Consider the following 24,889-nt stretch of genomic DNA (forward strand, 5'->3'; position numbering starts at 1 on the left):
ACGGCCGGGCGGCCGCCGATGTGACACGACACGCCGGGGCGAGGTCAGCCCGCGTCGACCACGGCGCCCTCGCGCCGGCGGATCGACGCCAGCACGGCCGGGTCCGCCCGGAAGACGACGGCGGTGACCCGCCCGTCCTCGACCGTGAAGTCGAACGCGACCTGCGGGGCACCCCGGTGGAACCAGGCGGCGCCCGGCCGCCCGTCGACGATCGCGGCGAGCGCCGCATGAGCACTGCCGTCGAAGAAGGCGGCCACGGCCTCGCGACCGTCGATCCGCTCCGGGGTCCCCGCGGCGAGCGCGTCCGCGTCCGCGCGGATGCTCGCGCCCGGCGCCAGCAGCTGCAGCAGTCGCACCAGGTCGCCGCCGCGCGCCGCCGCCATGAAGGCGTCGACCACCTGCCAGTCCGCGACCGGCCCGTCCGCGGGTCCGGCCGCGGTCTTGGCGCGCGCCCGGGAGGCGAGCTTGCGGGCCGAGGCCGCGCTGCGCCCGAGGATCTCGCCGATCGTCGCGAAGTCGACGCCGAAGCTGTCCGCGAGCACGAACGCGACGCGCTCGTTGGGCGTCAGGGTCTCGACGACGACGTGCAGGGCCTGGCCGACGGCCTCGGCGCGCTCGAGGCCGGCACTCCCCGTCCCCACGCCTTCCACGCCCGTGCCGGTCTCGACGAGCTCGGCGGGCTCCGGGATGCGCGCGCGCAGCCGGTCGAGGCAGAGCCGGGTCGTGACCGTCGTCAGCCAGGCCGGCAGGTTGTCGATCGCGGCCGTCGTGCCGTGCAGTCGCAGCCACGCCGACTGCACCGCGTCCTCGGCCTCGTGGTGGTCGTCGAGCAGCCGCGAGGCGAGCCGGGTGAGCCGGCCGCGCTCCGCCTCGAAGGCGACGGCCTGCTCGTCGACGGAGTGGGACACGCGTCCTCCTGACCGGACCTGCGGCGGCCGCAGCTCGCGCCCGGGCCGCCGGTCCGGAGAGGACCGCGCGGTGAGGGACGCCCCCAGTGTCGCGGCCGACCGCCGCCGCGACAAGAGCGACGGCGGCCGGCCCCCGTGTCAGCGGTCGGCGCGCGCGTCCTCCGGAGCCTCCGACCGCACCTCGGCGGCCGGCGCCGCGAGGCTCTCGCGGTGCAGGCGCTCCGCCTCCTCGCCGCCGACGGCCTCGCCGCGGGCGACCATGCCGGACTGGTCCGACAGCGGGATCTGCTTGAGCAGCAGCGCGAGGACGAAGGCGATCGCGATGAACGGCAGCAGGTACCAGAACACAGGCGCCAGCGACTCGGCGTAGGCGCGGACGACGCCGTCGCGGACCTCGTCCGGCAGGGCGCTCAGCGCCTGCGGGTCGAGGGTCGCGGTGGCCGCTCCGACGTCGGCGACGCCCGCGTCCGTGAAGACGCCGGTCAGCTTCTCGGCGAGGGAGTTGGTGAAGATCGTGCCGAACACGGCCACGCCGAGCGAGGCGCCCACCTCGCGGAAGTAGTTGTTCGTGCTGGTCGCCGTGCCGATCATCTCGGGGGCGACGGCGTTCTGCACGACGAGGACGATGACCTGCATGATCAGGCCGAGCCCCGCGCCGAAGAAGAAGAGGTAGACGCAGATCAGCGGGATCGGGGTCTCGGCGGTCAGCGTCGTCATCGCCGCCATCGCGAGGCCGGTGAGCAGGGCGCCGACGATCGGGAACGCCTTGTAGCGGCCGGTGCGCGAGATCGCGATGCCCGAGTAGATCGACGTGCCCATCAGGCCCGCCATCATCGGCAGCATCAGCAGGCCCGACGCGGCGGCGGAGGTGCCGGACGCCATCTGCAGGAAGGTCGGCACGAAGGCGATGGCCGAGAACATGCCGAGGCCGAGCGTGAGGCCGATCGCCGTCGCGTTCACGAAGATCGGGTTGCGGAAGAGGCTGAGCGGGATGATCGGGTCTTCGGCGCGCGACTCCACCCATATGAAGCCGGCGACCGCGGCGATCAGCCCGGCGCCGAACGCCCAGGTCTCGAGGGCGCCCCAGCCGTGCGCGGCGTCGCCGCCGAAGTCGGTGAAGAAGATCAGGCAGGTGGTGGCGATCGAGAGCAGCAGCACGCCCGGGATGTCGATCCGCTTGGTCGCGCGCTTGCTCGGCAGCGTCAGCGCGAACCAGGCGATGGCGAAGGCCGCGATGCCGACCGGGATGTTGATGTAGAACGCCCACTGCCAGGTGAGGTGGTCGACGAAGAGGCCGCCGAGCAGCGGGCCGGCGACGGCGGAGAGGCCGAAGACGGCGCCGAGCGGGCCCATGTACTTGCCGCGCTCGTTGGCGGGCACGATGTCGGCGATGATCGCCTGCGACAGGATCATCAGCCCGCCGCCGCCGAGGCCCTGGAGCGCGCGGAAGACGACGAACGACCAGAAGTCGCCGGCCAGCGCGCAGCCGACCGAGGCGAGGGTGAACAGCGCGATGGCGATCAGGAAGAGCGTGCGGCGGCCGAGGACGTCGCCGAACTTGCCGTAGATCGGCATCACGATCGTGGTCGCGAGCAGGTAGGCGGTGGTGATCCAGGCCTGGTGCTCGACGCCGCCGAGCTGGCCGACGATGGTCGGCATCGCGGTCGAGACGATGGTCTGGTCGAGGCTGGAGAGGAGCATGCCGGCGATCAGCGCGGAGAAGATGATCCAGATCCGGCGCTGCGTGAGCAGGAGCGGTGAGGCGGTGGCGGGGGCGGTCATGGTGTCCTCGGGGTCGGGTGGGGCGAGAGGGAGCTGGTCGGCGCGGCGGGGGCCGGGTCAGCCCAGGAGCAGGCGCGTCACGGCCGCGATGCGGTCCTGGGCGAGGCGCTCGAGCGGCACGGAGCCGTCGGAGTCGAGGTAGGCGCCGACGGCGCTGCGGACGACGGTGCCGGCCGTCTGCACGGCGAGCAGCACGGACGGGTCGGCGGGGTCGAGGCCCTCGCGCCGCGCGACGAGGTCGGCGACGAGCAGGTCGCGCTGGGTGCCGACGTCGAGCAGGGCCTGCAGGAGCTTCGGCTCGCGATCGGCGACGGCGACGAACTCGCGGACGCTGTCGGCGTTCAGGCCGATCGCGGCGAAGTGCACCGCGCCGAGGGCGACGAGGGCCTCGAGCAGCGAGACGCCCGGGCGGCGGGTCAGGAAGTCCGCGACGCTGTCGTCGTCGAGGCCCTCCTCGGGCCGGCCGACGATCGCGTACTCCTTGCTCGGGAAGTAGTTGAAGAAGGTGCGGCGCGAGATGCCGACCTCCTCGCAGAGCTCCTCGACGGTGAAGCCCGAGAAGCCGTGGCGGATGGTCAGCTCGCGGGCGGTGCGGGCAAGCTCGCTTCGCCGCTCGGCCGCGCGCTGGTCGCGCCGGGTCGCGGTCGCATCTGCTTGCATACTGTGCATCATTGCACCATCGGGGTCAGGGTGCAACGCTACCGGTGTCGCGCAGCCGTGACCCCCGTCCGGGTGACTAACGGCCCTCAGCGGCGACCGGGGGCGCACCGTTCGATACCGTCATCGCGGAGGCGAGACACCGTCTCCGCACGCAGACTCGGGGGGACGATGTCGCAGCAGACCAGCCAGGACCCGGCGATCGGCGCCGACGCACCGCTCGGGGCGACCGACGACCGGGACCGCCGCGCCGCCGTGATCGAGGCGCTGGGCCTGATGGGCTCCGGCCCCGAGGAGCGCTTCGACCGGATCACCCGGATGGCGCAGGAGCTCTTCCAGGTGCCGGTGGCGGAGATCCACATCCTCGACGAGACGACGCTCTTCACGAAGTCGCCGCAGCCCGAGGGGCCGGTGTCCTACCCGCGCGCGGGGACGTTCTGCGACGCGACGCTCGCCCAGCGGAGCACGCTCGTCGTCCCCGACCTCGGCGCCGACGGAGCCTGGGCGCAGCACGTGCACGTCTCCGGACCGCCGCACGTGCAGTTCTACGCCGGCCGCCCGCTCACGGTGGACGACGGCCTGCAGCTCGGGACGCTCTGCCTGCTCGACTTCGTCCCCCGCGCGCTCAGCCCGGAGGAGGAGCTGCTCTTCGAGGAGTTCGGCCAGTGGGTCGAGCGCGAGCTGCGCGACACCGCGGAGTGGGACCGCGCCGCCGACGTGCAGGCCCGCCTCTCCCCCACCGCGTTCCGCCACCCCGCCGGCTACGACCTGGCCGGCGCCTCGCTGCCCAAGTGGCAGATCTGCGGTGACTTCTACACCTGGACCGCGACCGAGGCGGTCGTCGACCTGACTCTCGTCGACGTGATGGGCAAGGGCACCGGCGCCGCGATCCTCGCCGCCGGCATCCGCGCCGCGTTCCGCGCCCGGGCCGGCGGCGCTCCGGACGCGGTGGTCGCCGCGGTCAGCGAGCAGCTGCAGCCGGACTTCTCCGCCACCGAGACCTTCGCGACGCTCTTCCACGGCCGGCTCGACACCGCGACCGGTCGGGTCGACTTCGTGGACGCGGGCCACGGGCTCACCGTCCTGCTCCGCGCCGACGGGACCTTCCACCGCCTCGCCGCGCTCGGCCTCCCCCTCGGCATCGCGGAGGACGGCGGCTGGGTCACCCAGACCGTCGATCTCGCCGTCGGCGACTCCCTGGTCTCCTTCACCGACGGGGTGCTCGACCTCTTCGACGGAACCCTGCAGTCGCTCGTCCTCGCGGCCGACCTCGTCCGCACCTCCGAGGGCGCCATCGGCTTCCTCACCGCCCTGACCGCGCTCGCCGGCTCCGGCCGCGCGCTCGACGACATCACCGCGCTCCTCGTGACGCGGACCCACGACACCCCGCGCCCCGCCGCGGACACCGACCAGGAGCAGGCATGACCTTCAGCACCGAGACGATCGCTCCCGGCGTCGCCGTGATCACGGCGGCGGGCCGGCTCAATCTCGCCGCGGCGCGGGATCTGCGGACGGAGGTGCGCGGCGCTCTCGACGAGGGCAGCAGCCGCATCGTGGTCGAGCTGAGCGAGGTCACCTTCATGGACTCGTCCGGGCTCGGTGCGCTCGTCGCCTGCCTCAAGAGCGCCCGCCAGGCGGGGGGCGACCTCCGGATCGCCGCCCCGAGCGAGCAGGTCACCATGGTGCTCGAGCTCTCCAACCTCGACCGCGTGCTCGTCGGCTACGCCTCGGCCGGCGACGCGTACCGTGACTGAGCGCACCCTCGCCTTCCGGACGCCGCCCGACGACATCGAGCTCGTGCACGACCTGCTCGACTCGCTCTTCGGCGAGCGCGCCGACGTCGGTGCCCGCGACCGGATGGAGTTCGAGACGGCGCTCGTCGAGCTCGTCTCCAACGTGATCCAGCACGCCGTCTCGACCACCGCGGTCCTCTGCCGCCTCGTCGTCACCGTCGACGACGAGGCGCTCCGGGCCGAGCTGGTCGACACCGCGGACCCGCCCGGCGTCGACACCGGCCCGCGGGAGATGCCGGACGCGTTCGCCGAGTCGGGTCGCGGGATCGCCCTCATCCAGGCACTGGTGACCGACTTCGACTACGAGCGCACCTCGAGCCGCAACCTCTGGTCGATCCGCAAGGACCGCGCCCTGCGGGCCTGACGCGCGGGGTCGCTCGCGCTCAGCCGATCGTGTGCGCCGTGATGACCGCCGCGGCGCGCGCGAGGTCCTCGACGACCTCCTCCTCGCCCAGGCGCGGGGACGCCCGCAGCACCTCGACGCTGACCGCGCCGTAGCGCTCGTCGACCGCTGCGAGCAGCGCGGTGCCGGAGTCGGTCAGCCGGAGCAGGACGCTGCGCCGGTCCTGCGGGTTCGAGACGCGGTCGAGGTGGCCGGCCTTGGCCAGCCGGTCGAGCAGCGCGGTCACCGCTCCGGTCGTCAGCGACAGCTCGAGCCCCAGCCACTTGGGCGTGAGCCCGGGCGACTCGGCGAGCGCCTCCAGCGCGCTCAGCTCCGAGATCCCGATCCCGGCGTCGAGGGCGACCGCGGCGCGCAGGTGGCGCTGCGCCGTCTCGAGCTGCCGCAGCGCCTGCCGGAGGGCCGCGCCGGCGGGCTGCGCGCCGCCGTCGGCGGGGGGCGTGTTCTCGGGATCCATGCGGCCTTCTCGGGTGTCGGAGCGGGGTGGGAGCGGATATCGGAGCGGCGAATGTCGCCGTCGAGATGGCTGTCCCCACAACAGGGGGTAATGGAACGATTGCAAAGTATCTTTGCCATCAAGTAACTTACTCGACAAGCCAGAAAACACCCCACAGCGAACTGCACGGCAGTTCACCTTCTACCCGATCAGGAGTCCTGTCATGTCGAACCACACCGCAAAGCGCAAGCGCGTCCGTTTCGCCCCCCTCGTCCTCGCCACCAGCGTCGCCGCCGCCGCGCTGCTGTCGGTCTCGATGTCCGGAACCCTCTCCGGCTTCGTCGCCAGCATCACCAACACCAACAACACCGCCGCCTCCGGCTCGCTCGTCATGGAGGAGAAGTCGACCGGCACCACGCCCGTCACCTGCCTCAGCACCGACGGCGGCTCGGTCAGCACCAACACCGCGACCTGCTCGACCATCAACAAGTTCGGCGGCTCGACCACCATGGTCCCCGGCCAGACCGTCAGCACCGCGATCACCATCAAGAACGCCGGCACCGTCTCGGCCAACACCTTCACGCTGACCCCGGGCGCCACCTGCGCCCAGTCGGTCAACACCGCCGCCGGCTCCTCGGGCACCGCGACCGACTTCTGCTCCAAGCTGAACGTCGTCATCACCTCCGGCAGCACCACCGTCTACAGCGGCACCGCCGCCGCGCTCGCCGGCACCGCCGCCAAGTCGCTCTCCGCCGCCCCCGTCACCGCCGGCACCAGCACCCCCTTCACCATCGCCGTCACGCTCGACTCCTCGGCCGGCAACACCTACCAGGGCCTGTCAGCCTCGCTCCCCCTCACCTGGACCTTCGCCAGCTGATCGAGCCTCCCCGGCTCACGCCGAGCGAGGCACGCGCCCGGCTCACGCCGACCGGCATGCGGATCGCGAACCCCGCCCGATCCATGCTGATCGAGTAGCCCGCGAAGCGGGCGTATCGAGATCCACCACCGAAGACCGCTTCCCCCGAAGCACCCGCCCCACTCCAGAAACACCCCGAGAAACGCCCCCGCAACACCCGACACCCGCACCCCGGGGGCCGCCGCCCAGGCGGCCCCCACCCCGCCGAGGAGGTGGACCCGTGACCACGCTGCAGACCCGCCCCGCCCCCGCGCTCCCCGGATCCACCGCCGTCCCCACCGGCACCGCCTCCCCCCTCACCCCCGCCGCCCCCGTCTCCACCCCCGAGCCCCGCTCCCCCCGCTCCCGCCTGCGCACCGTCGCGACCTGGACCGTCACCGCCCTCGTCGCCGCCCTGGTCGTCACCGCCTTCCTCTTCCACGCCTCCGGCGGACGCTGGTTCATCGTCCAGACGCCGTCGATGGGCACCGCCGCTCCCGTCGGCACCCTGGTCCTCACCTCCCCGACGCCCCTCGAGGACATCCGGGTCGGCGACGTCGTCAGCTTCCACCCCACCACCACCCCCGACGAGACCTACACCCACCGCGTGGTCGACCTCGCCGACGACGGCACCCTGGTCACCCGCGGCGACATCAACGGCGCGACCGACCCGTGGGCGACCGGCGCCGAGCAGCTGATCGGCAAGGTCGTCGTCGCGCTCCCCGGCGCCGGCTGGCTCGCGAAGGGCCTGCCGATGCTCCTCGCCGGCACCGTCCTCGTCCTGCTGCTCACCCGCCTGCTCTCCTCCCCCACCCACCGCGCCGCGATGCGGGTGCTGGGGATCTCGCTCGTCGCCTCCTTCACGGTCTTCGTCCTCCGCCCGTTCGTCGGCATCGTCGTCCTCGAGGCGACCGTGGAGAACGGGCAGACGGACGCCTCGCTCGTCTCGGTCGGCATGCTCCCGATCCGCGTGACGGCCGTCGGCGGCACCCACGCCGACCTCGTCTCCGGCCAGGTCGGCAGCATCCAGGTGCCGGCCAACGGCGAGGACTTCTACAACGTGTCCTCGGCGCTGCACCTGCCGCTCTGGGGCTGGATCCTCTTCGGCGCGGTCTGCGCCACCCCCGTGCTCTGGACGATGCTGGTCGGACTCCCCTCCGAGGCCGAGCCGCGCGGCGAGCACGGCCGCCGGGCCCGCGCCGCCGAGACCGAGACCACGCCCGCCGAGACCGCCGAGACCGCCGAGACAGAGTCGGCCGCCCGATGAGCCGCCACCGCCGCACCCGCTCCGGCCTCCTGGCCCGCCTCCGCTCCGCAGCACCGCGCACCCCGCGCACCACCCTCGCCGCGCTGCTCGTCGCCGCCCTCTCGGCCGTGCTGTTCCTCGCCCCCGCCACCTCCGGCGCCTACGTCGCCTCCATCCGCAACTCGAACAACACGGTCGGCAGCGCGGCGGCCTTCTTCACCTGCGACTCGGCGCTCGCCGCCGACAGGGGCGACGCACTGTTCTCCTACACGCTCGCGCAGGCCACCGGAGCGACGACCGCCGTCGACACCGACTCCGGCGCCTACCCCGGCACCTACCGTCCGGCGATGACCAGCTCCGCGACCACCCCGAAGGCCTGCCCGCGCGACGCCGGCGGCTCCTGGCTGCTGAACGGGACGAACGGCTACCTCAGCACGCCGCTGCAGCTGGCCAACCCGACCACCTTCAGCACGGAGATCTGGTTCAAGACCACCGTCGCGGGCGGCAAGCTCTTCAGCTTCAACAGCAGCCGCGACACCGCCGGCAGTCAGTACGACCGGCACACCTACATCGGCGCGGACGGCCGCCTCGTCTTCGGCATCTACAACAACGGCGTCCAGTCGATCACCAGCCCGAACCCGGTCAACGACGGAGCCTGGCACCACGTCGTCTCCACCCTCTCGCCGACCGCCGGGACGAGCCTCTGGCTCGACGGCGTGAAGGTCGCCGGCAACACCGCCTTCCGCAGCGCGGAGAACACCACCGGCTACTGGAAGATCGGCTACGACACCCTCGGCGGCTCCTGGACGAACGTCGGCCCCGCCTCCTTCTCCGGCAGCCTGCGCTACGCCGCCGTCTACTCGACCGCGCTCACCGCGACCCAGATCCAGAACCACTACAACGCCGGTCGCTGAGTCCCTGCTCCGCACCCGCACCGCTCCGCCCTGCACCGCCTCGCCCGCTCCCCTCCGCACCCGAACGGATCCCGCCATGACCAGCACCCCCGCGCCCGGACTCTCCCGCCGCTCGCTCACCACCACCGCCCTCTGGACCGTCCCCGTCGTCGCCATCGCCACGGGCGCGCCCCTCGCCGCCGCGTCGACCACCCCCTGCACGAGCGTCACGCAGTTCGCCGCGACGAACGCGAGCGGCAACCCCGCCGTCCTCGGCGCGACCTCCGCGTCCGGCCGCACCTCGACGATCCGCATCACCTCGACCCTCGCCGCCGGCACGACCGACCTCTCCGGCGGCACGCGCTACAACATGAGCCAGAACGGCTCGGGCTGGGCCGGGAACGCTCCCGGCGGCGTCCCCTCCGAGTACTCCTTCGCCGGCTTCGGTCCGGCGGGAGCGCTCGTGCTCAATCAGCGTCGCGAGGGCGACCTCGCCGTCCTGCCCACCCCCGGAGCCGACGCGCAGACCCTGACCTTCGAGTTCCGCGACGCCGACGGCGCGCTCTTCGACCCGGTCGACTTCCAGCTGACGATCTTCGACATCACCTCGAACACCGACGCGAACTCGTGGGTGCCGACCTACTGGGACGCCGTCGGCTTCAGCACCGAGCCGACCTCGATCGCCACGTCCGGCTCGCTCCCCGGCGCCGGCGCCGGCACCCTCGCCGACCCCTTCCGCCGCGCCACCGGGAACGAGTACACGACGGCGGGCGTCACCCGCTCCGACACCTTCCACTTCGGCGTCTTCCCCTCGGGCAGCACCCTGACCTACACCCAGCACGACGGCCGTCAGGGCTGGCACTTCGTCTCGCTCACCGACCTCCGGTTCGGCGCCGACGACTGCTGAAGTCGTCCCGGACGCGTCGCCTGCGACGCTCCACTTCCGAGGCCCACGCGAGAGCGTGGGCTTTCGGCGTCTCCCCGCCGCGCTGCCAGGATGAGGGCATGCGCGCTCTCGTCCTCGACTCCGTCCGCGGCGAGCCTAAGGTCCGCGACGTCCCGACACCGGTCGCCCCGGCTGACGGCGTCGTCGTGCGGGTGCTGGCCACCGGGCTCTGCCGGAGCGACTGGCACGCCTGGGCCGGGCACGACGACATCGCCTTCCCGCATGTCCCGGGGCACGAGCTCGCCGGAGTGATCGCCGAGGTCGGGCCCGAGGTCCGGAACTGGGCGGTCGGCGACCGGGTGACCGTGCCCTTCGTCTGCGGCTGCGGCCGCTGCGAGTGGTGCCTGCAGGGCGACGCCCAGGTCTGCCCGGACCAGGAGCAGCCCGGCTTCACGCACTGGGGCTCGTTCGCCGAGTCCGTCGCGCTGCACGCGGCCGACACCAATCTCGTCGCGATCCCGGAGGGCGTCGACTTCGCGACCGCCGCGAGCCTCGGCTGCCGCTTCGCCACGGCCTACCGCGCGCTGGTCGGGCGGGCCCGGGTGCAGGCCGGCGAGTGGGTGACCGTGGTCGGAGCGGGCGGCGTCGGCCTCAGCGCCGTGATGGTCGCGCACGCGCTCGGCGCCCGCGTCATCGCGGTCGACCGGAACGCCGCGGCCCTCGAGGTCGCCGCGAGCGTCGGAGCCGAGCACGTCCTCCTCGCCGACGGCCGCGATCTGCCGGCCGCCGTGCACGCGCTCACCGGCGGCGGGAGTCACGTCGCCGTCGACGCCGTCGGCAGCGAGCAGACCTGCGCCGACGCGCTGCTCAGCCTGCGCCGCCGCGGCCGGCACGTGCAGATCGGCCTGCTGCCGCCGGTCGAGGGCCACCCGCGCGTGCCGATGGCGCGCGTGATCGCCTGGGAGCTCGACGTCCTCGGCAGCCACGGGATGGCGGCGCGCGACTACCCGGGGATGCTCCGGCTGATCGAGCAGGGCGTCCTCGCCCCGCAGCGCCTGATCGAGCGCACCATCGGACTCGAGGAGGCGGCCGAGCTGCTCCCCGTCTTCGACCGCTCGAACCCGGCGGGCATGACGATCATCGACCCCACTGGTCACCGGTAACCGCTTTCCGATACGCTGGCCGGATCATGCAGAGCAGACGAGACGACCGCAGCCGCCCGCTCTCCGGAGTCCGACCGTGATCCCCCGGATCGGGCTCGTCGGCATCGGCGGCTACGGCGCCTCGCACCTCGGCGCCGTCCTCGCGGCGCACCGCGACGGCCGCGTCCGGCTCGTCGGCGTCGCCGACCCCCGGCCGCCGGTCGAGGGGCTGCTCCCCGACGGCGTCGCGCACCACCCCGACGCGACCGGCCTCTTCGCCGCCGGCGGCACCGACGTCGTCATCATCAGCACCCCGATCCACACCCACGCCGCGATCGCCCTCGCGGCGATGGACCACGGCAACGACGTCCTGCTGGAGAAGCCGCCGGCCGCCTCGCTCGCCGAGTTCACCGCCATCACGGGGCGCGCCGCGGCGACCGGCTCGCTCGTGCAGGTCGGCTTCCAGAGCCTCGGCTCCTCCGCGATCCCGGCGATCCGCGCGGCCGTGGCCGACGGCGAGATCGGCGACGTCCTGCGCTACGGCGCCTCCGGGGTCTGGGTCCGCGACGACCGCTACTGGTCGCGCTCCCCCTGGGCCGGCCGCCGCACGCTCGACGGCGCGGTCGTCGCCGACGGCGTCCTGACCAACCCCTTCTCGCACGCGACCGCCACCGCCCTCGCGATCGCCGGCGCCGACCGGCTCGAGGACGTCGTCGACGTGCGGCTGGACCTGCGCCGCGCGAACGACATCGAGGCGGACGACACCTCGGTCGCCGTGCTGACCCTGGCCGACGGCCTGCGGGTCACGACCGCGGTCACACTCTGCGCCGAGCGGCCGGAGGAGCCCTCCGTCGAGATCGTCGGCACCCGCGGGACGCTCCGCTTCTACTACACGCTCGACGTGGTGCAGCTCGTGCGCGAAGGCCTGCCGCCGCGCACGCTGCAGTACGACCGGATCACGCCGTTCGAGGGGCTGCTCGCCGCCCGAGAGCTGGGCACGCCGCTGCACGCCGGGATCGAGCGCACCGGCGGCTTCCTCCGCCTGCTCGAGGCAGTGATGGCGGCTTCGTCGCCGCGCGCGCTGCCCGCGGACGCCTGGCGCGAGGTGCAGGACATCGAGGGGCGCCACCGCGTGGTCGACGGCGTCGAGCACGCACTGCAGGAGGCGCTGCGCCGCGAGACGACGTTCGACGCGCTGGATCTGCCGTGGAGCTGAGCGCGTCGCTCCTCTAGAGGGCTCCTCGAGAAGAAGGAGCCCGGTCCGCCGCTCACCCTCCAGCGACGGCGGACCGGGAGTTCAGGGGTGCGCCTCTCAGAGGTGCGGCGACACCGTCTCGGCGAAGGCCGCGACGACGCGCTCGGCCACGTCGGGGTACGCCGTGTCCCAGACCTCCTGGTGGAAGATCTCGACCTCGACGTCGCCGGCGTAGCCCGCCTCGACGACCGCGCGGGTGAGCGATTCGAAGTCGATGACACCCTCGCCCGGGTAGCGGCGGGCGAGCAGCACGTCGGCCGGCAGCGGGGTCGCCCAGTCGCAGACCTGGTAGCTCGCGATCCGGCCCTCCGCTCCGGCGCGGGCGATCTGCGCGAGGACCTGCGGGTCCCACCAGATGTGGAAGGTGTCGACGACCACGCCGACCGCGGCCGCGTCGAACGGCGCGGCGAGGTCGAGGGCCTGACCGAGCGTCGAGACGACAGCGCGGTCGGAGGCGTACATCGGGTGCAGCGGCTCGATCGCCAGCTGCACGCCCGCCGCCGCGGCGTCGTCGGCCAGCTCCGCCAGAGCCTCCTGCACGCGGGCCCGGGCGCCGATCACATCGCGCGAGCCGGCCGGCAGCCCGCCGGCGACGAGCACGAGCGCGGGGGCACCGAGCGCGGCGGTCTCCTCGATCGCGCGGCGGTTCTCGTCGATCGCCGCCCGCCGCTCCGGCCCCTCGGGCGCGGTGAAGAAGCCGCCGCGGCAGAGGGAGGAGACGCGCAGGCCGGAGTCGGCGACGAGGCGCACGGCCTCCGCCAGCCCGACCTCGGCGACCGGCTCGCGCCAGAGGCCGATCGCGGACATCCCCGCCGCGACCGTGGTGTCGAGCGCCTCGGCGAGCGAGGCGTGCTTGATCGTGGCCTGATTGAGCGACAGGCGCGGGTCGGCGCTCATGCGGGCACCGCCTCGACCAGGTGCAGCCCCTCGACGGAGCGGGTCACGTCGACCCCGTTCAGCGCGAGCAGTCCGGTCCAGCGGTCGGCCGCGAGCTCCGGCCGCTCCAGCGCACCGGACGCGTTCGCGAGCCGGACGATCTCGGACAGGTGCGGCAGCGAGCGCGCGGAGTGCAGCCCGCCCACCATCGAGAAGGCCGGCTGGTGGCCGTTCAGCCAGGAGAGGAACGCGACTCCGGTCTTGTAGTACTGCGTCGGCGCGGCGAAGGCCTGACGCGAGAGCGCCTCGGTCGGGCCCAGCACGCGGCGGTACTCGGCGGTGTCGCCGGCGTCCAGCGCCTGGATCGCGGCGGAGGCGCTCGGCGCCAGCGCGGCGAAGGCGCCGAGCAGCGCGTCCGACCAGCGCGGCGTGCCGTCGGCGTCGGGGGCGCCCTCGATCAGGCCGACGTAGTTGAAGTCGTCGCCGGTGAAGAGGGTCGCACCCTCGGGCAGCCGCGAGCGCAGCGCGATCTCCGCGTCCGCGTCCAGGAGCGACATCTTGATGCCGCGCACCGAGTCGAGGTTGTCCTCGATGATCCGCTGCACGACCGGGAAGGCGTCGACCGGGTCGGCCGCGCCGAAGTAGCCCTCGAGCACGCCGTCGAAGGCGGTGCCGAGCCAGTGCAGGACGACCGGCTTCGTGGCGCGGGCGAGCACGGCGGCGTAGACGCGCTCGTAGTCGGCGGCGGTCTCCGCGGCGCGGGCGAGGTGCCGGCTGGCCATCAGCACGACCTCCGCCCCCGCGTCCTCGGCGAAGGCGAGCTGCTCGACGTAGGCGTCGATGACGGTGTCCAGCGGGACGACGTCGTCGGTGAGCTGGTCGGTGTTGATCCCGACCACGAGTGCCCCGCCGACCGTCGCGGCCTCGGCGGCGCTGCGGCGGATCAGCTCCTGGGTCGCGCTCCAGTCCAGGCCCATGTTGCGCTGCGCGGTGTCCATCGCGTCGGCGACGCCCAGGCCCCAGGACCAGACGTGGTGGCGGAAGCCGAGCGTGGCGTCCCAGTCGATCTGAGCCGGGTGGCCGGGGCGGTTCTCGCCGTGCACGAGCGGCACGACGTGCGCGGCGGCGTAGGCGGTGCGCGAGCGCAGCGGCGCGGTGGGCCTCGCGTGCGCGGGCGCCGGGAGCAGCTCGATGGAGCGGGTCGCGCCGTCGGCGCCGAGGAGGGTCAGCCCGCTCACTGGACGGCGCCCGCCTGCACGAGCACCTCGGCGTCGGCGGCGGCGTCGAGCGCGGCGACGTCGATCCGGCGGCCCTCGCGGGAGGACTCCAGGCCCAGCTCGGCGAGCCGCACGCCGCGCGCACCGGCGAAGAAGTCGTACTCGTGCGGAGCGTCCTCGACCACGTGGCGGATGAACTGCTCCCACTGGGTCTTGAAGCCGTTCTCGAACACGTCGTTGACGGGCAGCTCCTGCCAGTCCTCGGCGTAGTCGTGCGTCTCGGGCAGGTCCGGGTTCCAGGTGGGCTTGGGGGTCGCGACGCGCGGCTGGATCTTGGCGCCGAACAGGCCGACCACGGCCGAGCCGAGCGTGCCGTCGACCTGGAACTCGACGAGCTCCTTGCGGTCGACCCGCACGGCCCAGGAGGAGTTGAGCTGCGCGGTGATGCCGCCGGCGAGATCGAAGATCGCGTAGGCCGCGTCGTCGGCCGTCGCGGTGTAGGGCGCGCCGTTCTCGTCGACCCGGGTCTCGATGTGGGTGGTCGCCTTGGCGTAGACGCCCTCGATCGGTCCGAAGAGGTTCTCGAGCACGTAGTTCCAGTGCGGGAACATGTCGACGATGATGCCGCCGCCGTCCTCGCTGCGGTAGTTCCAGCTCGGACGCTGGGCGGCCTGCCAGTCGCCCTCGAAGACCCAGTAGCCGAACTCGCCGCGGACGCTGAGGATGCGGCCGAAGAAGCCGGAGTCGATGAGGCGCTTGAGCTTCTGGAGGCCCGGCAGGTAGAGCTTGTCGTGCACGACGCCGTTCTTGATGCCGGCCTCCTTGGCCAGCTCGGCGATCTCGAGCGCCTCGGCGTAGGACTCCGCCGTGGGCTTCTCGGTGTAGATGTGCTTGCCGGCGGCGATCGCCTTCTTGATCGCGGGGACGCGCGCCTTCGTCACGAGGAAGTCGGCGTAGACCTGCCACTTCGGGTCGGCGAGCGCGGCGTCGAGGTCGGTGGTCCAGTTCGTCAGGCCGTGCTTGCCGGCGAGCTCGGCGAGCTTCGCCTCGGAGCGCCCGACCAGCAGCGGCTCGACCTGCACGCGGGTGCCGTCGGAGAGCAGCACGCCGCCCTGCTCGCGGATCGCCAGGATCGATCGGACGAGGTGCTGGCGGTAGCCCATCCGGCCGGAGGCGCCGTTCAGGATGATCCCGAGGGTGGGGGTGGTCGACTCTGACACGGTGCGCCTTTCGAGGAGTGGGAAGCGTTTTCCTGATGGTAGCCGCGGAGCGGCCCGGCGGGCAAGCGCTTTCCCATTTAGCGGAGGAACGGTGGTGGCCGGGTCTCGATACGCCCTTCGGGCTACTCGACCAGCAAGGGACGGCCCACGTCGACGCGTTCGCCGCGCACTCCATGCTGATCGAGTAGCCCGCGCAGCGGGCGTATCGAGATCCACCCCCGTCAGAACAGGCGTCTGCAGACCTGCCCTTCGGGGGACGGCGGGTCTCGATACGCCCCTGCAGGGCTACTCGACCAGCACGGCGCGCGCTACGCGGGCGGCGCGGCTCGCGGCGGGGTGCTCGCGCGCAGGACGACGCGGGTGGGCAGCTCGACGGAGGCGCCGTCGGCCTCGTCGCCGAGGGCCGCGGCGACGGCGCGCTCGCCGAGCGCGGCCAGCGGCACCGCGACCGTGGTCAGCCCCGGGTGCACGTCCTCCGCGATGGGCGCGTCGTCGAAGCCCGCGACGCCCATGCCCGCGCCGGGCTCCACTCCGGCCGCGCGCATCGCGGAGGCGACGCCGACCGCCATCAGGTCGGTCACCGCGAAGACCAGGTCGATGTCGGCGGAGCGCCCGGCCAGCAGCGCGGCCGCCGCGTCGAACGCGCCGTCCCGGGTGAGCGGCGCCTCGACGATCAGATCCGGATCGACGCTCACACCGGCCGCGGACAGCCCCTCGAGGAACCCCGCGACCCGGTCGGACGACGTCAGCACCGCCTCCGGACCGCGCACGATCGCGCAGCGCCGGTAGCCGGCCTCGGCGAGCGCCGCCGCGAGCGCACGCGCTCCGGCGCGGTTGTCCACCTGCACCGAGGGGAACGGCAGCCCGCCCTGGCTGATCATGGCGACTCGCCCGCCGGACGCCTCGTAGGCCTGCAGCTCGGCGATCAGCGCGTCGCGGTGCCGGTCGGCGGCGAAGCGGCTGCCGGCCAGGACGATCGCCCGCGGCCGGCCGCCGCGCAGCGAGCGGACCAGGCCGAGCTCCTTGTCCGGGTCGCGGTCGGTGACGGCGATCCGGACGTCCAGCCGCGACGCGTCGGCCGCGCCGATCACTCCGGAGGCGATGCCCGAGAAGTAGGGGTCGGTGATGTCGCTGACGAGCAGCGCGATCGTCGAGGTGGTCCCGCGCGCGACGGCCTGCGCCGCCGGGTTCGCGGAGTAGCCCAGCTCGGCCGCGGCCGCCTCGACCCGCTCGCGGTACTCGCCCTGCACCTTGCGCGCGCTGCCGTTGAGCACCCGCGAGGCGGTGGCCAGGGACACCCCCGCCGCCCGGGCGACGTCGTGCAGCGTCGCGGCGGCGGTCGTTCGTCGTGCTGCCACGGTGCTCCTCGGGGTCCGGCGGCGGCTTCCCGCGCGCTCGCCAGTGTACGGAGGAGCCGGGATCGGGCGGGAGCGGGTGCCCTCGACGGGCGGTCGTGCTCAGCTCGCGTCGAGCGGCGACACCCCGGTCAGCTCGACGGCGCGGTCCCAGAGCCGGCGCGCCGTGTCCCGGTCGCGGGCGGCGCGGTTCGGGTTCACCTGGCGCGGCGCCCCGCGGACCTCGCCCAGGCCGCCCGGTCCGTAGTAGGCGCCGGAGCGCGCGTCGGGCGAGGTCGCCGCGAGCAGCGTCGGCAGCGCGCCGTCGTCACCGCTCTGCCCGACCGTGCGCATCAGGGCGCCCATGATCACGCCCTGCCCGTCACCGGTGTGCGTGTGCAGCTCCGTCACCGACATCCCCGGGTGCGCGGCCATCGAGCCGACGCTCGAGCCGGCCCGGCGGAGGCGCCGGTGCAGCTCGAATGCGAAGACCAGGTCGGCCAGCTTGGACTGTCCGTAGGCCGGCCACGGGCTGTAGCGGCGGCGCTCCCAGTTCAGGTCGTCGAAGTCGAGCGTGCCGAAGCGGTGGGCGAGGCTCGAGAGCGACACCACGCGGTCCGCGATCCGCGGCAGCAGCAGCCCGGTCAGCGCGAACGGCCCGAGGAAGTTCGTGCCGAACTGCAGCTCGAAGCCGTCGGCGGTGCGCCCCTCCGGGACCGCCATGATGCCGGCGTTGTTGACCAGCACGTCGATCGGCCCGGTCGCCTCGGCGAACTCGCGCACCGAGGCGAGGTCGGCGAGGTCGAGCCGCCGGACGACGACGTCGCCGCCCATCCGCTCCGCAGCCCGCTCGCCCTTCTCGACGGTCCGGCAGGCGAGGACCACGCGGGCGCCGTGCTCGGCGAGCGCCCGCGCGGTCGCCTCCCCCAGTCCGCTGTTCGCGCCGGTGACGACGAACGTCCTGCCGGTCTGGTCGGGGATGTCTGCGGCGCTCCAGGAGGTCATCCGCCCACCCTAGATTCCGGGCGTGCACGCCACCTGGACGCCGGTCAGTCCTCGGTCCAGCGGTACCAGTGCGCCACGACGACCGGGCCGAGCTCGAGAAGAGGAGAAGCGTCCCGCCGCCGGCGCTCCTCGGCGCTCCCGGTCAGGCCGATCCGCGCGTCGGGCGACATCGGCAGGATCTCCAGGACGACGTCCCCGGAGCCCGCGTTCAACTCGTCCAGGTCGAGCACCCACGGCCCACCGTCCCAGAACTGATCGGCGACGACCACGCCGCCGACGAGGATCCGGGCGACGTCGCCGGCCCAGTGGATCTCGAGCTCGCGGCGCTGCGCCGCCGGATCGGTCTCCGGCAGCTCGAGCCGGTGCGCGGCCGCGGCGGCGAAGTCGGCGTCCCGGGGTGCGGAGGCCCGCCCCGCGGACTCCCCGTAGGACACCGGCACGGCGTCGCTCGCGCGGAGCAGGGGCGCCTCGACCGCCTCCGTCTCCGGCCGCATCGACGCCGCCGATCCGGCGACCGGGACGAAGCGCTGCCCTTCCGGGTCGTAGGCGCGCGGCAGGCGGCTCCCCGCGCGGACGTCCCCCGCGATCCGCCTCGCTCCGTCGAGCCAGACCGGGTCCTCCGAGAGGACGAGGCGGCGCTCCCCCGTGCCGGCGTCGGCGAGCACCGACGCCTCCTCGCCCGCCTCCGCGGACAGGACCAGCACCGAGCACGCTCCGCCGTCGCCCTGCGCCCGCACCAGCACCGGCTCGTCGACGTCGAGGCGGAGGAGCGCGCCGTCCCGCCGCTCCCCGTCCACCTCCAGCCGCGTGCCCTCGGCGAAGGCGAGCTCGGCGACGACGCCCGCGGCCGCCACCAGGACCAGCGTCGGCTCCGCCCCGTCGAGGAGCGTCAGCGGCGTCGCGGTCGCCCAGTCCAGCCGGACCCCGCCGACCATCAGACGCACCGGCCAGACCGCCAGCGTCCCGGCCGGCACCGGCGTGCTCACCGAGGGGAACCGCACGACCTCGTCGTCGAGACCCACCTCGAGCACCACGCCCGGGTGCTCCGGCAGCGGCTCGTGCGGCTGGTGCCAGGTGACGAACACGAAGCCGCTCGCCCCGTCGCTCCGCAGCGCCCAGCGGAGTGTCTCGGTGTCCTGCTGGCTCGACGGCAGCTCGTCCGGGAGCGTCGACGGCATCTGCGCGAGCCGCTCGCCGAAGGCCTCGAGGAAGGCGTGCTGGCGCCGCAGCAGCGCGAGGGTCGGCGACGGCCGGCCGCTCGCTCCGATAGGCGCGCGGAAGTCGTAGTCGAACCGCGGCAGGTCGTTCGGGTAGCCGGTCGCCTGCGACTCCTGCAGCCCGTCGGCGACGGCGCTCCTCGGGTTCATGCCGCCGGCGTACATGTAGTAGCCCTGCCAGGCCGAGCCGTTGCCGATCTTGGTGTGCGCGACCGCCGCGATGTCGAGCGGCTGCACGGCCGGGCGCCGGTGGTAGGCGGTGGCCATGCCGCCGCCGAGCTCGCAGGTCGCCGGCGGGTAGTCGAGCGAGGGGGCGCGGGGCGTCACCGCGTCCGTCGTCGCGCCGCGGACGTCGGCGCCGATGCCCGGGTCGTCCCACTGGTGACTGAAGAAGAAGTGGTCGCGGAACGTCGAGTCCCACGGCGAGTCCGACTCGACCCAGAAGCCGTCCGCGTAGCCGCCGAACAGCGGCAGCACCTCGTCCAGCGGGAGATCGGCTCCGCCCCAGCCCGTCGACGTCCAGATCGGCGCCGTCAGCCCCGCCTCCCGGGCGAGGCTCTTGAGGGTCCGGATGTGCTCGGGCTGGTCGTAGATCTCGTTCTCGATCTGGATCGCCACCACGTTGCTGCCCGGTCCGCACCGCGACGCCAGCTGCCCGCCGAGCGCGCCGAACCACTCCCGGACGAGCGCGAGGTACCCCGGGTCGTCCGTCCGGTGCTCCACCTCGGCGGCCTGCACCCAGTCCGGGAAGCCGCCGTTGCGGACCTCGCCGTGGCACCACGGCCCCACCCGCAGCACGACGTCCAGGCCGATCTCCGCGCACAGGTCGACGAACGCGCCGACGTCGAGGTCCCCGTCGAAGCGGCGCTCCCCGCGCACCTCCTCGTGGTGGATCCAGATCACGTAGAACGCCACGACCGTCACGCCGCTCGCGCGCATCAGCCGCAGCCGCTCCTCCCACCGCGCCCGCGGCACACGGCTGTAGTGCAGCTCACCGGAGACCGGGACGAAGGGCCGGCCGTCGCGCAGCACCGAGCGGCTGGTCAGCCGCCAGCGGTCGTGGCGGTCGATCGCGGTGCTCATCGCGGGCTCCCGCGCGGGCGCGGCCCACGGGAGGTGCCGCACGGTGGCGGTGCTGACGGTGTCCTGGCGTGCGGTCATCGAGATGCTCCTTCGGATCCGGTCGGTGACGACCCGGACCACGCTAGCGACGGCTCCGGGCCGCCGGTGTCGAGTGCTGCAGCGCGCCCGCGAGTCGGGCGTCGCCGCAGGAGTGCGTCAGCGCCTCGGGGCCGAGCGCGTCAGTGCGTCGTGCGCGCCGGGCGCTCAGGCCGACTCGCGCACGATCAGCTCGGTCGGCAGCGTGATCGCCGCGGGCCGCTCGCCGTCGATCGTCTGCAGCAGCAGGCGCACCATCTCGGCGCTGATCCGGGTGAACGGCTGCCGCATCGTGGTCAGCTGCGGGGTCGTCGAGACGGCGACGGACGAGTCGTCGAACCCGCCGACCGCCACGTCCTCCGGCACGCGCCGCCCCGAGCGGAGCAGGACCTCGATCGCGCCCGCGGCCATCCGGTCGTTGGCGGCGAAGACCGCGTCGATGTCGGGGTTCTCCCGCAGCAGGAGCTCCATCGCGGCGGCCCCGCTCTCGCGGCCGTAGTCGCCGTGCTGCACCAGGGCCTCGTCGAACGCGTCGCCGAGCTCGTCGCGGTAGCCGGCGAGGCGGGTGATGCCGCCCGGGGTGTCCGCGGGCCCCGCGATCGTCGCGATCCGGCGGCGGCCGAGGCCTCGGAGGTACGCGACCATCTCGCGGGCGCCCTCGTCGTCGTCCGCGGCGACGTAGCCCATCCGCTTCTCGTAGCCGATCGGGATGCCGCAGGCGATGGCCGGGACCTTCGAGCTCTGGATGTCGGCGAGCAGCTTCGCGCCGGCGTGCGCCGAGACGAGGAGGACCCCGTCGACGTGGCCCGCCTCGATGTAGTTCAGCGCGCGCTTCTGCTCGGCCGTGGTGCCCGCGAGGATCAGCACGAGCGAGACGTCGTGCTCGGCGAGGGCCGCTGCGGCGCCCTTCAGCAGGATCGAGAAGTTCGGATCCTCGAAGAGCGACCCCGCGTCCTCCGTGAGCAGGAACGCGACGGAGTCGGTCCGGTTGCGCGAGAGGCTGCGCGCGTGCGGATTGACCCGGTAACCCGTCTTCTTGATCGCGGACTCGACGGCGGCATGGGCGTCGGGGCTGACCCACTTGCCGCCGTTCAGGACCCGGGAGACCGTTCCGCGGGACACTCCGGCGGCGACGGCGACGTCCTCGATGGTCGGTCGGGAGCGGCCGGCAGTGGTGGACACGTCGTCAGCCTAGGGTGCGGCGCGCACTGCGGACGCGTTTCCCGACGAGCCTCACTTCACGGCTCCGGCGGCGAGGTCGACGCGCCAGAAGCGCTGCAGCACCAGGAAGATCAGGATCAGCGGGATCACCGAGAGCAGCGCACCCGTGATGACGAGCGTGTAGAGCGCCGGAGCGGACGCGCCCTGGTTGAGCAGGCCGTTCAGTCCGACCGTGATCGGGAAGAGCGAGTCGTCGCCGAGCATGATGTACGGGAGCATGAAGTTGTTCCAGATCGCGACGAACTGGAAGAGGAAGATCGTCACCAGTCCGGGCAGCAGCATCGGCGTCGCGATGCGGGCGAAGATGCGCATCTCCCCCGCCCCCTCGGTCCGGGCGGCCTCGATCACGTCGGTCGGCACGGCCGCGGCGGCGTAGATCCGCGCGAGGTAGATGCCGTAGGGACTGATGATCTGCGGCAGCAGCACGCCCCAGAAGGTGTTGGTCAGGCCGACGTTGGCGAGCAGGAAGTACTGCGGGATCGCCAGGATCACGCCGGGGACGAGGACGCCCATCAGCAGGACGTTGAAGACGGCCTTCTTGCCCGGGAACTCGAACTTCGCGAGCACGTAGCCCGAGATCGCGCTGACCCAGGTGGAGGCGATCGCGCCGATGCCGGCGTAGAGCGCGGTGTTGAGCATCCAGCGCCAGAACAGCCCGTCGCGGTACTGGGTGAGGGCGACGATGTTGTCGAAGAGGTGCGTGCTGGGCGCGAGCGTGAAGGTGGAGAAGAGCTCGCCGCCGTCCTTCGTGGACGCCATGACGACCCAGAGCACCGGGAAGAGGCAGTAGATCGCGCCGACCAGAAGGACGGCGGTGGCGATCGCGCTCGGTCGGCCGGCGAAGCGGTCGGAGGTGCGCGGGGCCTTGGCGGCGGAGCCGGTGGCGATGCCGGTCGTGGTGGGCCGGTCGAGGGTGGTGGACACGGGTCAGTCCTCCTGTCCGAAGGCTCGCTTCTGCACGACCCGGAGGAAGAGGAAGGAGACGATGAAGGTGGCGAGCGCGATCACGACGGACGTCGCGGCGGCGGAGTAGATGTCGTCGCGAGTGAACGCGTCGCGGTAGACGAGCATCAGCGGCGACCAGGAAGTGGAGAGGCTGTTCGAGAGCGGCCGCAGCGTCGTGGGCTCCGCGAAGACCTGCAGGGTCGCGACCATCGAGAACAGCGCGGTCATCACCAGCGCCGGCGCCACGATCGGGATCTTGATCCGCAGCGCGATCTGGATCTCGCTGGCCCCGTCGATCCGCGCGGCCTCGTAGATGTCGCTCGAGACCGCCTTGAGCGAGGTGTAGATGACGATCATGTTGAAGCCGACGCCGCCCCAGAGGGCGATGTTGGCGATGCCGAAGATCACCGCGCCCGAGGTGAGCACCCGGGGCGCGTCCCAGCCGAGCTGCTCGAACACGTAGTAGAACGGCGACACCGCCGGCAGGTAGAGGAAGCCCCAGAGCAGCGACGAGATGACGGCCGGGACCGCGTACGGCAGGAAGATCGCGATCCGCGAGAACGACACCGCGCGGGTCCGCTTGGAGTCCAGCAGCAGCGCGAACAGCAGCGCCAGGCCGAGCATGCACGGGATGAGGATGAGGCCGTAGAGCAGCACGCGGCCGACGCTCGCGGCGAACTCCGGGTCGCTCAGCGAGCCGAGGTAGTTCTCGAACCCGGCGAAGACCTGCTTCTGCGCGCCCGATCCGAGGCCGAGGCCGACAACCTGCTTCTTCTGGAAGCTGAGGAAGAGCGTGTAGAAGATCGGGGCCGCCATGAACGCGACGAACAGCACGATGCCGGGGGCGAGCATCGCGTAGGGGGTGAGCACCCGGCTGCGGAAGTCGCCCTTCCGGCGACGCGGCGCAGCGGGAGCGGCGCCCGCGCGGGTGGGGTGTGTGACGGCCATACCGATTCCTTAGGAAGGAGTGAGGGGAGGGGGATGCGGGAGGCGATCCTGCGATCGCCTCCCGCACGGAGCGGAGGGCTACTCGACGGAGAAGCCGCTCTTGACCAGGTCTTCGGTCGTGATCTCCTGCATCGCCGCGACGGCGTCGACGAAGGCCGACTCGGTGCGGGCCTCGGCGGCCTTCGCGAACTCGTCGTTGTAGGCGCTGAACGCGACGTTGACGTTCGGGCCGTAGGTGAACGGCGCGACGGAGTCGGAGGCCGCGGCCGCGATCTCGTAGAAGTCGCTCTGCTCACTGAAGAACTCGGGCGAGGTGGTCAGCGCGCCCTTCGCGACCTCGGTGGCGGCCGGGTAGACGCCGGAGATGTCGGCGAGGGCGGCGACGGCGGTCGGGTCGGTGTTCAGCCAGGTGGCGAACTCGACGGCGGCCGCGGTGTTCTCGGTCTGGCTGGTCACCGCGGTGGTCGAGCCGCCCCAGTTGCCGGAGGAGGGGTTCGCCGCGTCCCACTGCGGGAGCGGAGCGGCGGTCCACTTGCCGGCCGTATCGGGCGCGTTGCCGCCGAGCACGCCGGGCGCCCAGACGGAGCTGAGCCAGCCGACCTGCGAGCCGTCGTTCAGGCCCGCGTTCCACTCCGGCGTGTACATCGGCTTGTTGTCGATCGCGCCGGACTCGACGAGTCCGCCCCAGTAGGCGGCGACCTGCTCGGTCGGCCCGGCGTCGATGTCGACGCCCCAGCTCTGGTCGTCGACCGACCACCAGGAGGCGCCGGCCTGCTGCGCGAGACCGGCGAACCAGCCCGCGTCGTTCGCGGAGAACGTGCCGAGGTACTTCGTCGGGTCGGCGGCGTGCACGGCCTCGGCGAGGGCGGCGTACTCGTCCCAGGTGGTGGGGATCGAGAGGCCGAGGCTCTCGAGGATGTCGGCGCGGTAGTACGCCATCATCGGGCCGGAGTCCTGCGGGATCGCGTAGACCGCGTCGCCGCCGAGGGTCACGGCCGACCAGGTGCCGGCGGAGAAGTCGTCCTCGAGGTCCGCCGCTCCCTCGCCCGAGATGTCGGCGAGGGCGTCGGAGGCGACGAGGGTGGGGATCTTCTGGTACTCGGCCTGGATCAGGTCGGGCGCGCCGCTGCCGGCCTTGATCGCCGTGAGCAGCTTGGTGATGGCGGGGTCGCCGCCGTCCTGCTTGTTGACGGTCACCTGGATGTCGGGGTTGTCCTGGTTCCAGAGGTCGACGACCTGCTCGAGGTTGGGCGCCCAGGCCCAGTAGCTGAGCTCGACGGGGCCGGAGCCCGCTGTGTCGGAGCCAGACCCGGCGGTGCAGCCGGTGAGAAGCAGAGCGGCGGTAGCGGCGGTGGCGATGCCGACCGACCGGATGCTGCGAAGCGAAGAGCGCATTCGTCCTCCTTGATGAAGCGAGAGCTGTGGGAGCAGTGGGAGCGGCAGACCGCGCCGGCC

At 73.1% G+C, this 24,889-nt stretch carries 23 protein-coding genes; 9 read left to right on the forward strand and 14 right to left on the reverse strand.

Annotated elements, in window-relative coordinates; translation table 11 throughout:
* Positions 1–44 precede the first annotated feature (44 nt).
* The 3 genes from MT350_RS12680 to MT350_RS12690 all read right to left on the reverse strand — a co-directional run bounded on the left by MT350_RS12680 (position 45) and on the right by MT350_RS12690 (position 3,350).
* Positions 45–908, reverse strand: a complete 864-nt coding sequence (locus tag MT350_RS12680) for a sigma factor (RefSeq protein ID WP_243616035.1) — start codon at positions 906–908, stop codon at positions 45–47.
* A gap of 138 nt (positions 909–1,046) precedes the next feature.
* Positions 1,047–2,690, reverse strand: coding sequence for an MDR family MFS transporter (locus MT350_RS12685; protein ID WP_243598183.1), 1,644 nt, complete (start codon positions 2,688–2,690; stop codon positions 1,047–1,049).
* Positions 2,691–2,747: 57 nt separating this feature from the next.
* The gene (locus MT350_RS12690; protein WP_243616036.1) at positions 2,748–3,350 is read right to left on the reverse strand and encodes a TetR/AcrR family transcriptional regulator; all 603 of its coding nucleotides are present in this window, start codon (positions 3,348–3,350) and stop codon (positions 2,748–2,750) included.
* A 168-nt stretch (positions 3,351–3,518) separates the two neighbouring features.
* Between MT350_RS12690 and MT350_RS12695 the strand changes: the two genes are divergently transcribed.
* From MT350_RS12695 to MT350_RS12705, 3 genes are read left to right on the forward strand one after another with little or no spacing between them, the layout of a single operon-like run.
* Complete coding sequence (locus MT350_RS12695; protein ID WP_243616037.1) at positions 3,519–4,772, forward strand: PP2C family protein-serine/threonine phosphatase; 1,254 nt, start codon at positions 3,519–3,521, stop codon at positions 4,770–4,772.
* Positions 4,769–5,101, forward strand: coding sequence for an STAS domain-containing protein (locus MT350_RS12700; protein WP_243581192.1), 333 nt, complete (start codon positions 4,769–4,771; stop codon positions 5,099–5,101). Before MT350_RS12695 ends, MT350_RS12700 begins: the two co-directional genes overlap by 4 nt.
* Positions 5,094–5,504, forward strand: a complete 411-nt coding sequence (locus tag MT350_RS12705; RefSeq protein ID WP_243616038.1) for an ATP-binding protein — start codon at positions 5,094–5,096, stop codon at positions 5,502–5,504. Before MT350_RS12700 ends, MT350_RS12705 begins: the two co-directional genes overlap by 8 nt.
* Before the next feature lie 19 nt (positions 5,505–5,523).
* Here the strand turns inward: MT350_RS12705 and MT350_RS12710 are convergent, their stop codons facing one another.
* Positions 5,524–5,997, reverse strand: coding sequence for a MarR family winged helix-turn-helix transcriptional regulator (locus tag MT350_RS12710; protein WP_243616039.1), 474 nt, complete (start codon positions 5,995–5,997; stop codon positions 5,524–5,526).
* Positions 5,998–6,199: 202 nt separating this feature from the next.
* Here MT350_RS12710 and MT350_RS12715 point away from each other — a divergent pair, with 202 nt between their 5' ends.
* The 6 genes from MT350_RS12715 (at position 6,200) to MT350_RS12740 (ending at position 12,254) form a co-directional block, all read left to right on the forward strand.
* On the forward strand, positions 6,200–6,853 hold the full coding sequence (locus MT350_RS12715) for a hypothetical protein (protein ID WP_123736647.1): 654 nt from the start codon (positions 6,200–6,202) through the stop codon (positions 6,851–6,853).
* 259 nt (positions 6,854–7,112) lie between these two features.
* Positions 7,113–8,138: a signal peptidase I gene (locus MT350_RS12720; RefSeq protein WP_308197477.1), complete on the forward strand. Its 1,026-nt coding sequence runs from the start codon at positions 7,113–7,115 to the stop codon at positions 8,136–8,138.
* On the forward strand, positions 8,135–9,031 hold the full coding sequence (locus MT350_RS12725; protein WP_123736646.1) for a LamG domain-containing protein: 897 nt from the start codon (positions 8,135–8,137) through the stop codon (positions 9,029–9,031). Before MT350_RS12720 ends, MT350_RS12725 begins: the two co-directional genes overlap by 4 nt.
* Positions 9,032–9,107: 76 nt before the next feature.
* Positions 9,108–9,917 (forward strand): hypothetical protein, encoded by an 810-nt coding sequence (locus MT350_RS12730; RefSeq protein WP_243616040.1) that lies wholly within the window; start codon positions 9,108–9,110, stop codon positions 9,915–9,917.
* A 98-nt stretch (positions 9,918–10,015) separates the two neighbouring features.
* On the forward strand, positions 10,016–11,059 hold the full coding sequence (locus tag MT350_RS12735) for a zinc-dependent alcohol dehydrogenase family protein (RefSeq protein WP_243616041.1): 1,044 nt from the start codon (positions 10,016–10,018) through the stop codon (positions 11,057–11,059).
* A 76-nt stretch (positions 11,060–11,135) separates the two neighbouring features.
* Positions 11,136–12,254 (forward strand): Gfo/Idh/MocA family protein, encoded by a 1,119-nt coding sequence (locus tag MT350_RS12740; protein ID WP_243616042.1) that lies wholly within the window; start codon positions 11,136–11,138, stop codon positions 12,252–12,254.
* A 96-nt stretch (positions 12,255–12,350) separates the two neighbouring features.
* On the opposite strand, the gene MT350_RS12745 is transcribed toward MT350_RS12740, so the two are convergent.
* From MT350_RS12745 to MT350_RS12790, 10 genes are all read right to left on the reverse strand, one after another.
* Entirely contained in the window at positions 12,351–13,190 is an 840-nt protein-coding gene (locus MT350_RS12745) for a sugar phosphate isomerase/epimerase (protein WP_243616043.1), read from the reverse strand.
* Positions 13,187–14,407 (reverse strand): DUF993 family protein, encoded by a 1,221-nt coding sequence (locus tag MT350_RS12750; protein WP_243616044.1) that lies wholly within the window; start codon positions 14,405–14,407, stop codon positions 13,187–13,189. Before MT350_RS12750 ends, MT350_RS12745 begins: the two co-directional genes overlap by 4 nt.
* On the reverse strand, positions 14,404–15,549 hold the full coding sequence (locus MT350_RS12755) for a Gfo/Idh/MocA family protein (RefSeq protein ID WP_123447046.1): 1,146 nt from the start codon (positions 15,547–15,549) through the stop codon (positions 14,404–14,406). Before MT350_RS12755 ends, MT350_RS12750 begins: the two co-directional genes overlap by 4 nt.
* Positions 15,550–15,914: 365 nt before the next feature.
* The gene (locus tag MT350_RS12760; RefSeq protein WP_243616045.1) at positions 15,915–16,964 is read right to left on the reverse strand and encodes a LacI family DNA-binding transcriptional regulator; all 1,050 of its coding nucleotides are present in this window, start codon (positions 16,962–16,964) and stop codon (positions 15,915–15,917) included.
* 99 nt (positions 16,965–17,063) lie between these two features.
* Positions 17,064–17,945 (reverse strand): oxidoreductase, encoded by an 882-nt coding sequence (locus tag MT350_RS12765; protein ID WP_243616046.1) that lies wholly within the window; start codon positions 17,943–17,945, stop codon positions 17,064–17,066.
* A 44-nt stretch (positions 17,946–17,989) separates the two neighbouring features.
* Entirely contained in the window at positions 17,990–20,323 is a 2,334-nt protein-coding gene (locus MT350_RS12770; protein ID WP_243616047.1) for a beta-galactosidase, read from the reverse strand.
* Positions 20,324–20,488: 165 nt separating this feature from the next.
* Positions 20,489–21,502: a LacI family DNA-binding transcriptional regulator gene (locus MT350_RS12775; RefSeq protein ID WP_243616048.1), complete on the reverse strand. Its 1,014-nt coding sequence runs from the start codon at positions 21,500–21,502 to the stop codon at positions 20,489–20,491.
* Between the two features lie 51 nt (positions 21,503–21,553).
* A complete protein-coding gene (locus MT350_RS12780; protein ID WP_374206643.1) occupies positions 21,554–22,465 on the reverse strand; it encodes a carbohydrate ABC transporter permease in 912 nt (303 codons plus the stop codon).
* Positions 22,466–22,468: 3 nt separating this feature from the next.
* Positions 22,469–23,434: a carbohydrate ABC transporter permease gene (locus tag MT350_RS12785; protein WP_243616049.1), complete on the reverse strand. Its 966-nt coding sequence runs from the start codon at positions 23,432–23,434 to the stop codon at positions 22,469–22,471.
* 78 nt (positions 23,435–23,512) lie between these two features.
* Positions 23,513–24,829, reverse strand: a complete 1,317-nt coding sequence (locus MT350_RS12790) for an ABC transporter substrate-binding protein (RefSeq protein WP_243616050.1) — start codon at positions 24,827–24,829, stop codon at positions 23,513–23,515.
* Between the last annotated feature and the right edge of the window lie 60 nt (positions 24,830–24,889).

The sequence above is a fragment of the Rathayibacter sp. VKM Ac-2928 genome (assembly GCF_022815545.1).
In the GTDB taxonomy this organism is placed as follows: domain Bacteria; phylum Actinomycetota; class Actinomycetes; order Actinomycetales; family Microbacteriaceae; genus Rathayibacter; species Rathayibacter festucae.

Coding starts and splice junctions, on each gene's coding strand:
- MT350_RS12685 (WP_243598183.1), bottom strand. CDS start 2,690: ATGACCGCCCCCGCCACCGCCTCACCGCTCCTGCTCACGCAGCGCCGG.
- MT350_RS12690 (WP_243616036.1), bottom strand. CDS start 3,350: ATGCAAGCAGATGCGACCGCGACCCGGCGCGACCAGCGCGCGGCCGAG.
- MT350_RS12695 (WP_243616037.1), top strand. CDS start 3,519: ATGTCGCAGCAGACCAGCCAGGACCCGGCGATCGGCGCCGACGCACCG.
- MT350_RS12700 (WP_243581192.1), top strand. CDS start 4,769: ATGACCTTCAGCACCGAGACGATCGCTCCCGGCGTCGCCGTGATCACG.
- MT350_RS12710 (WP_243616039.1), bottom strand. CDS start 5,997: ATGGATCCCGAGAACACGCCCCCCGCCGACGGCGGCGCGCAGCCCGCC.
- MT350_RS12715 (WP_123736647.1), top strand. CDS start 6,200: ATGTCGAACCACACCGCAAAGCGCAAGCGCGTCCGTTTCGCCCCCCTC.
- MT350_RS12725 (WP_123736646.1), top strand. CDS start 8,135: ATGAGCCGCCACCGCCGCACCCGCTCCGGCCTCCTGGCCCGCCTCCGC.
- MT350_RS12730 (WP_243616040.1), top strand. CDS start 9,108: ATGACCAGCACCCCCGCGCCCGGACTCTCCCGCCGCTCGCTCACCACC.
- MT350_RS12735 (WP_243616041.1), top strand. CDS start 10,016: ATGCGCGCTCTCGTCCTCGACTCCGTCCGCGGCGAGCCTAAGGTCCGC.
- MT350_RS12745 (WP_243616043.1), bottom strand. CDS start 13,190: ATGAGCGCCGACCCGCGCCTGTCGCTCAATCAGGCCACGATCAAGCAC.
- MT350_RS12755 (WP_123447046.1), bottom strand. CDS start 15,549: ATGGGCTACCGCCAGCACCTCGTCCGATCGATCCTGGCGATCCGCGAG.
- MT350_RS12765 (WP_243616046.1), bottom strand. CDS start 17,945: ATGACCTCCTGGAGCGCCGCAGACATCCCCGACCAGACCGGCAGGACG.
- MT350_RS12770 (WP_243616047.1), bottom strand. CDS start 20,323: ATGACCGCACGCCAGGACACCGTCAGCACCGCCACCGTGCGGCACCTC.
- MT350_RS12785 (WP_243616049.1), bottom strand. CDS start 23,434: ATGGCCGTCACACACCCCACCCGCGCGGGCGCCGCTCCCGCTGCGCCG.
- MT350_RS12790 (WP_243616050.1), bottom strand. CDS start 24,829: ATGCGCTCTTCGCTTCGCAGCATCCGGTCGGTCGGCATCGCCACCGCC.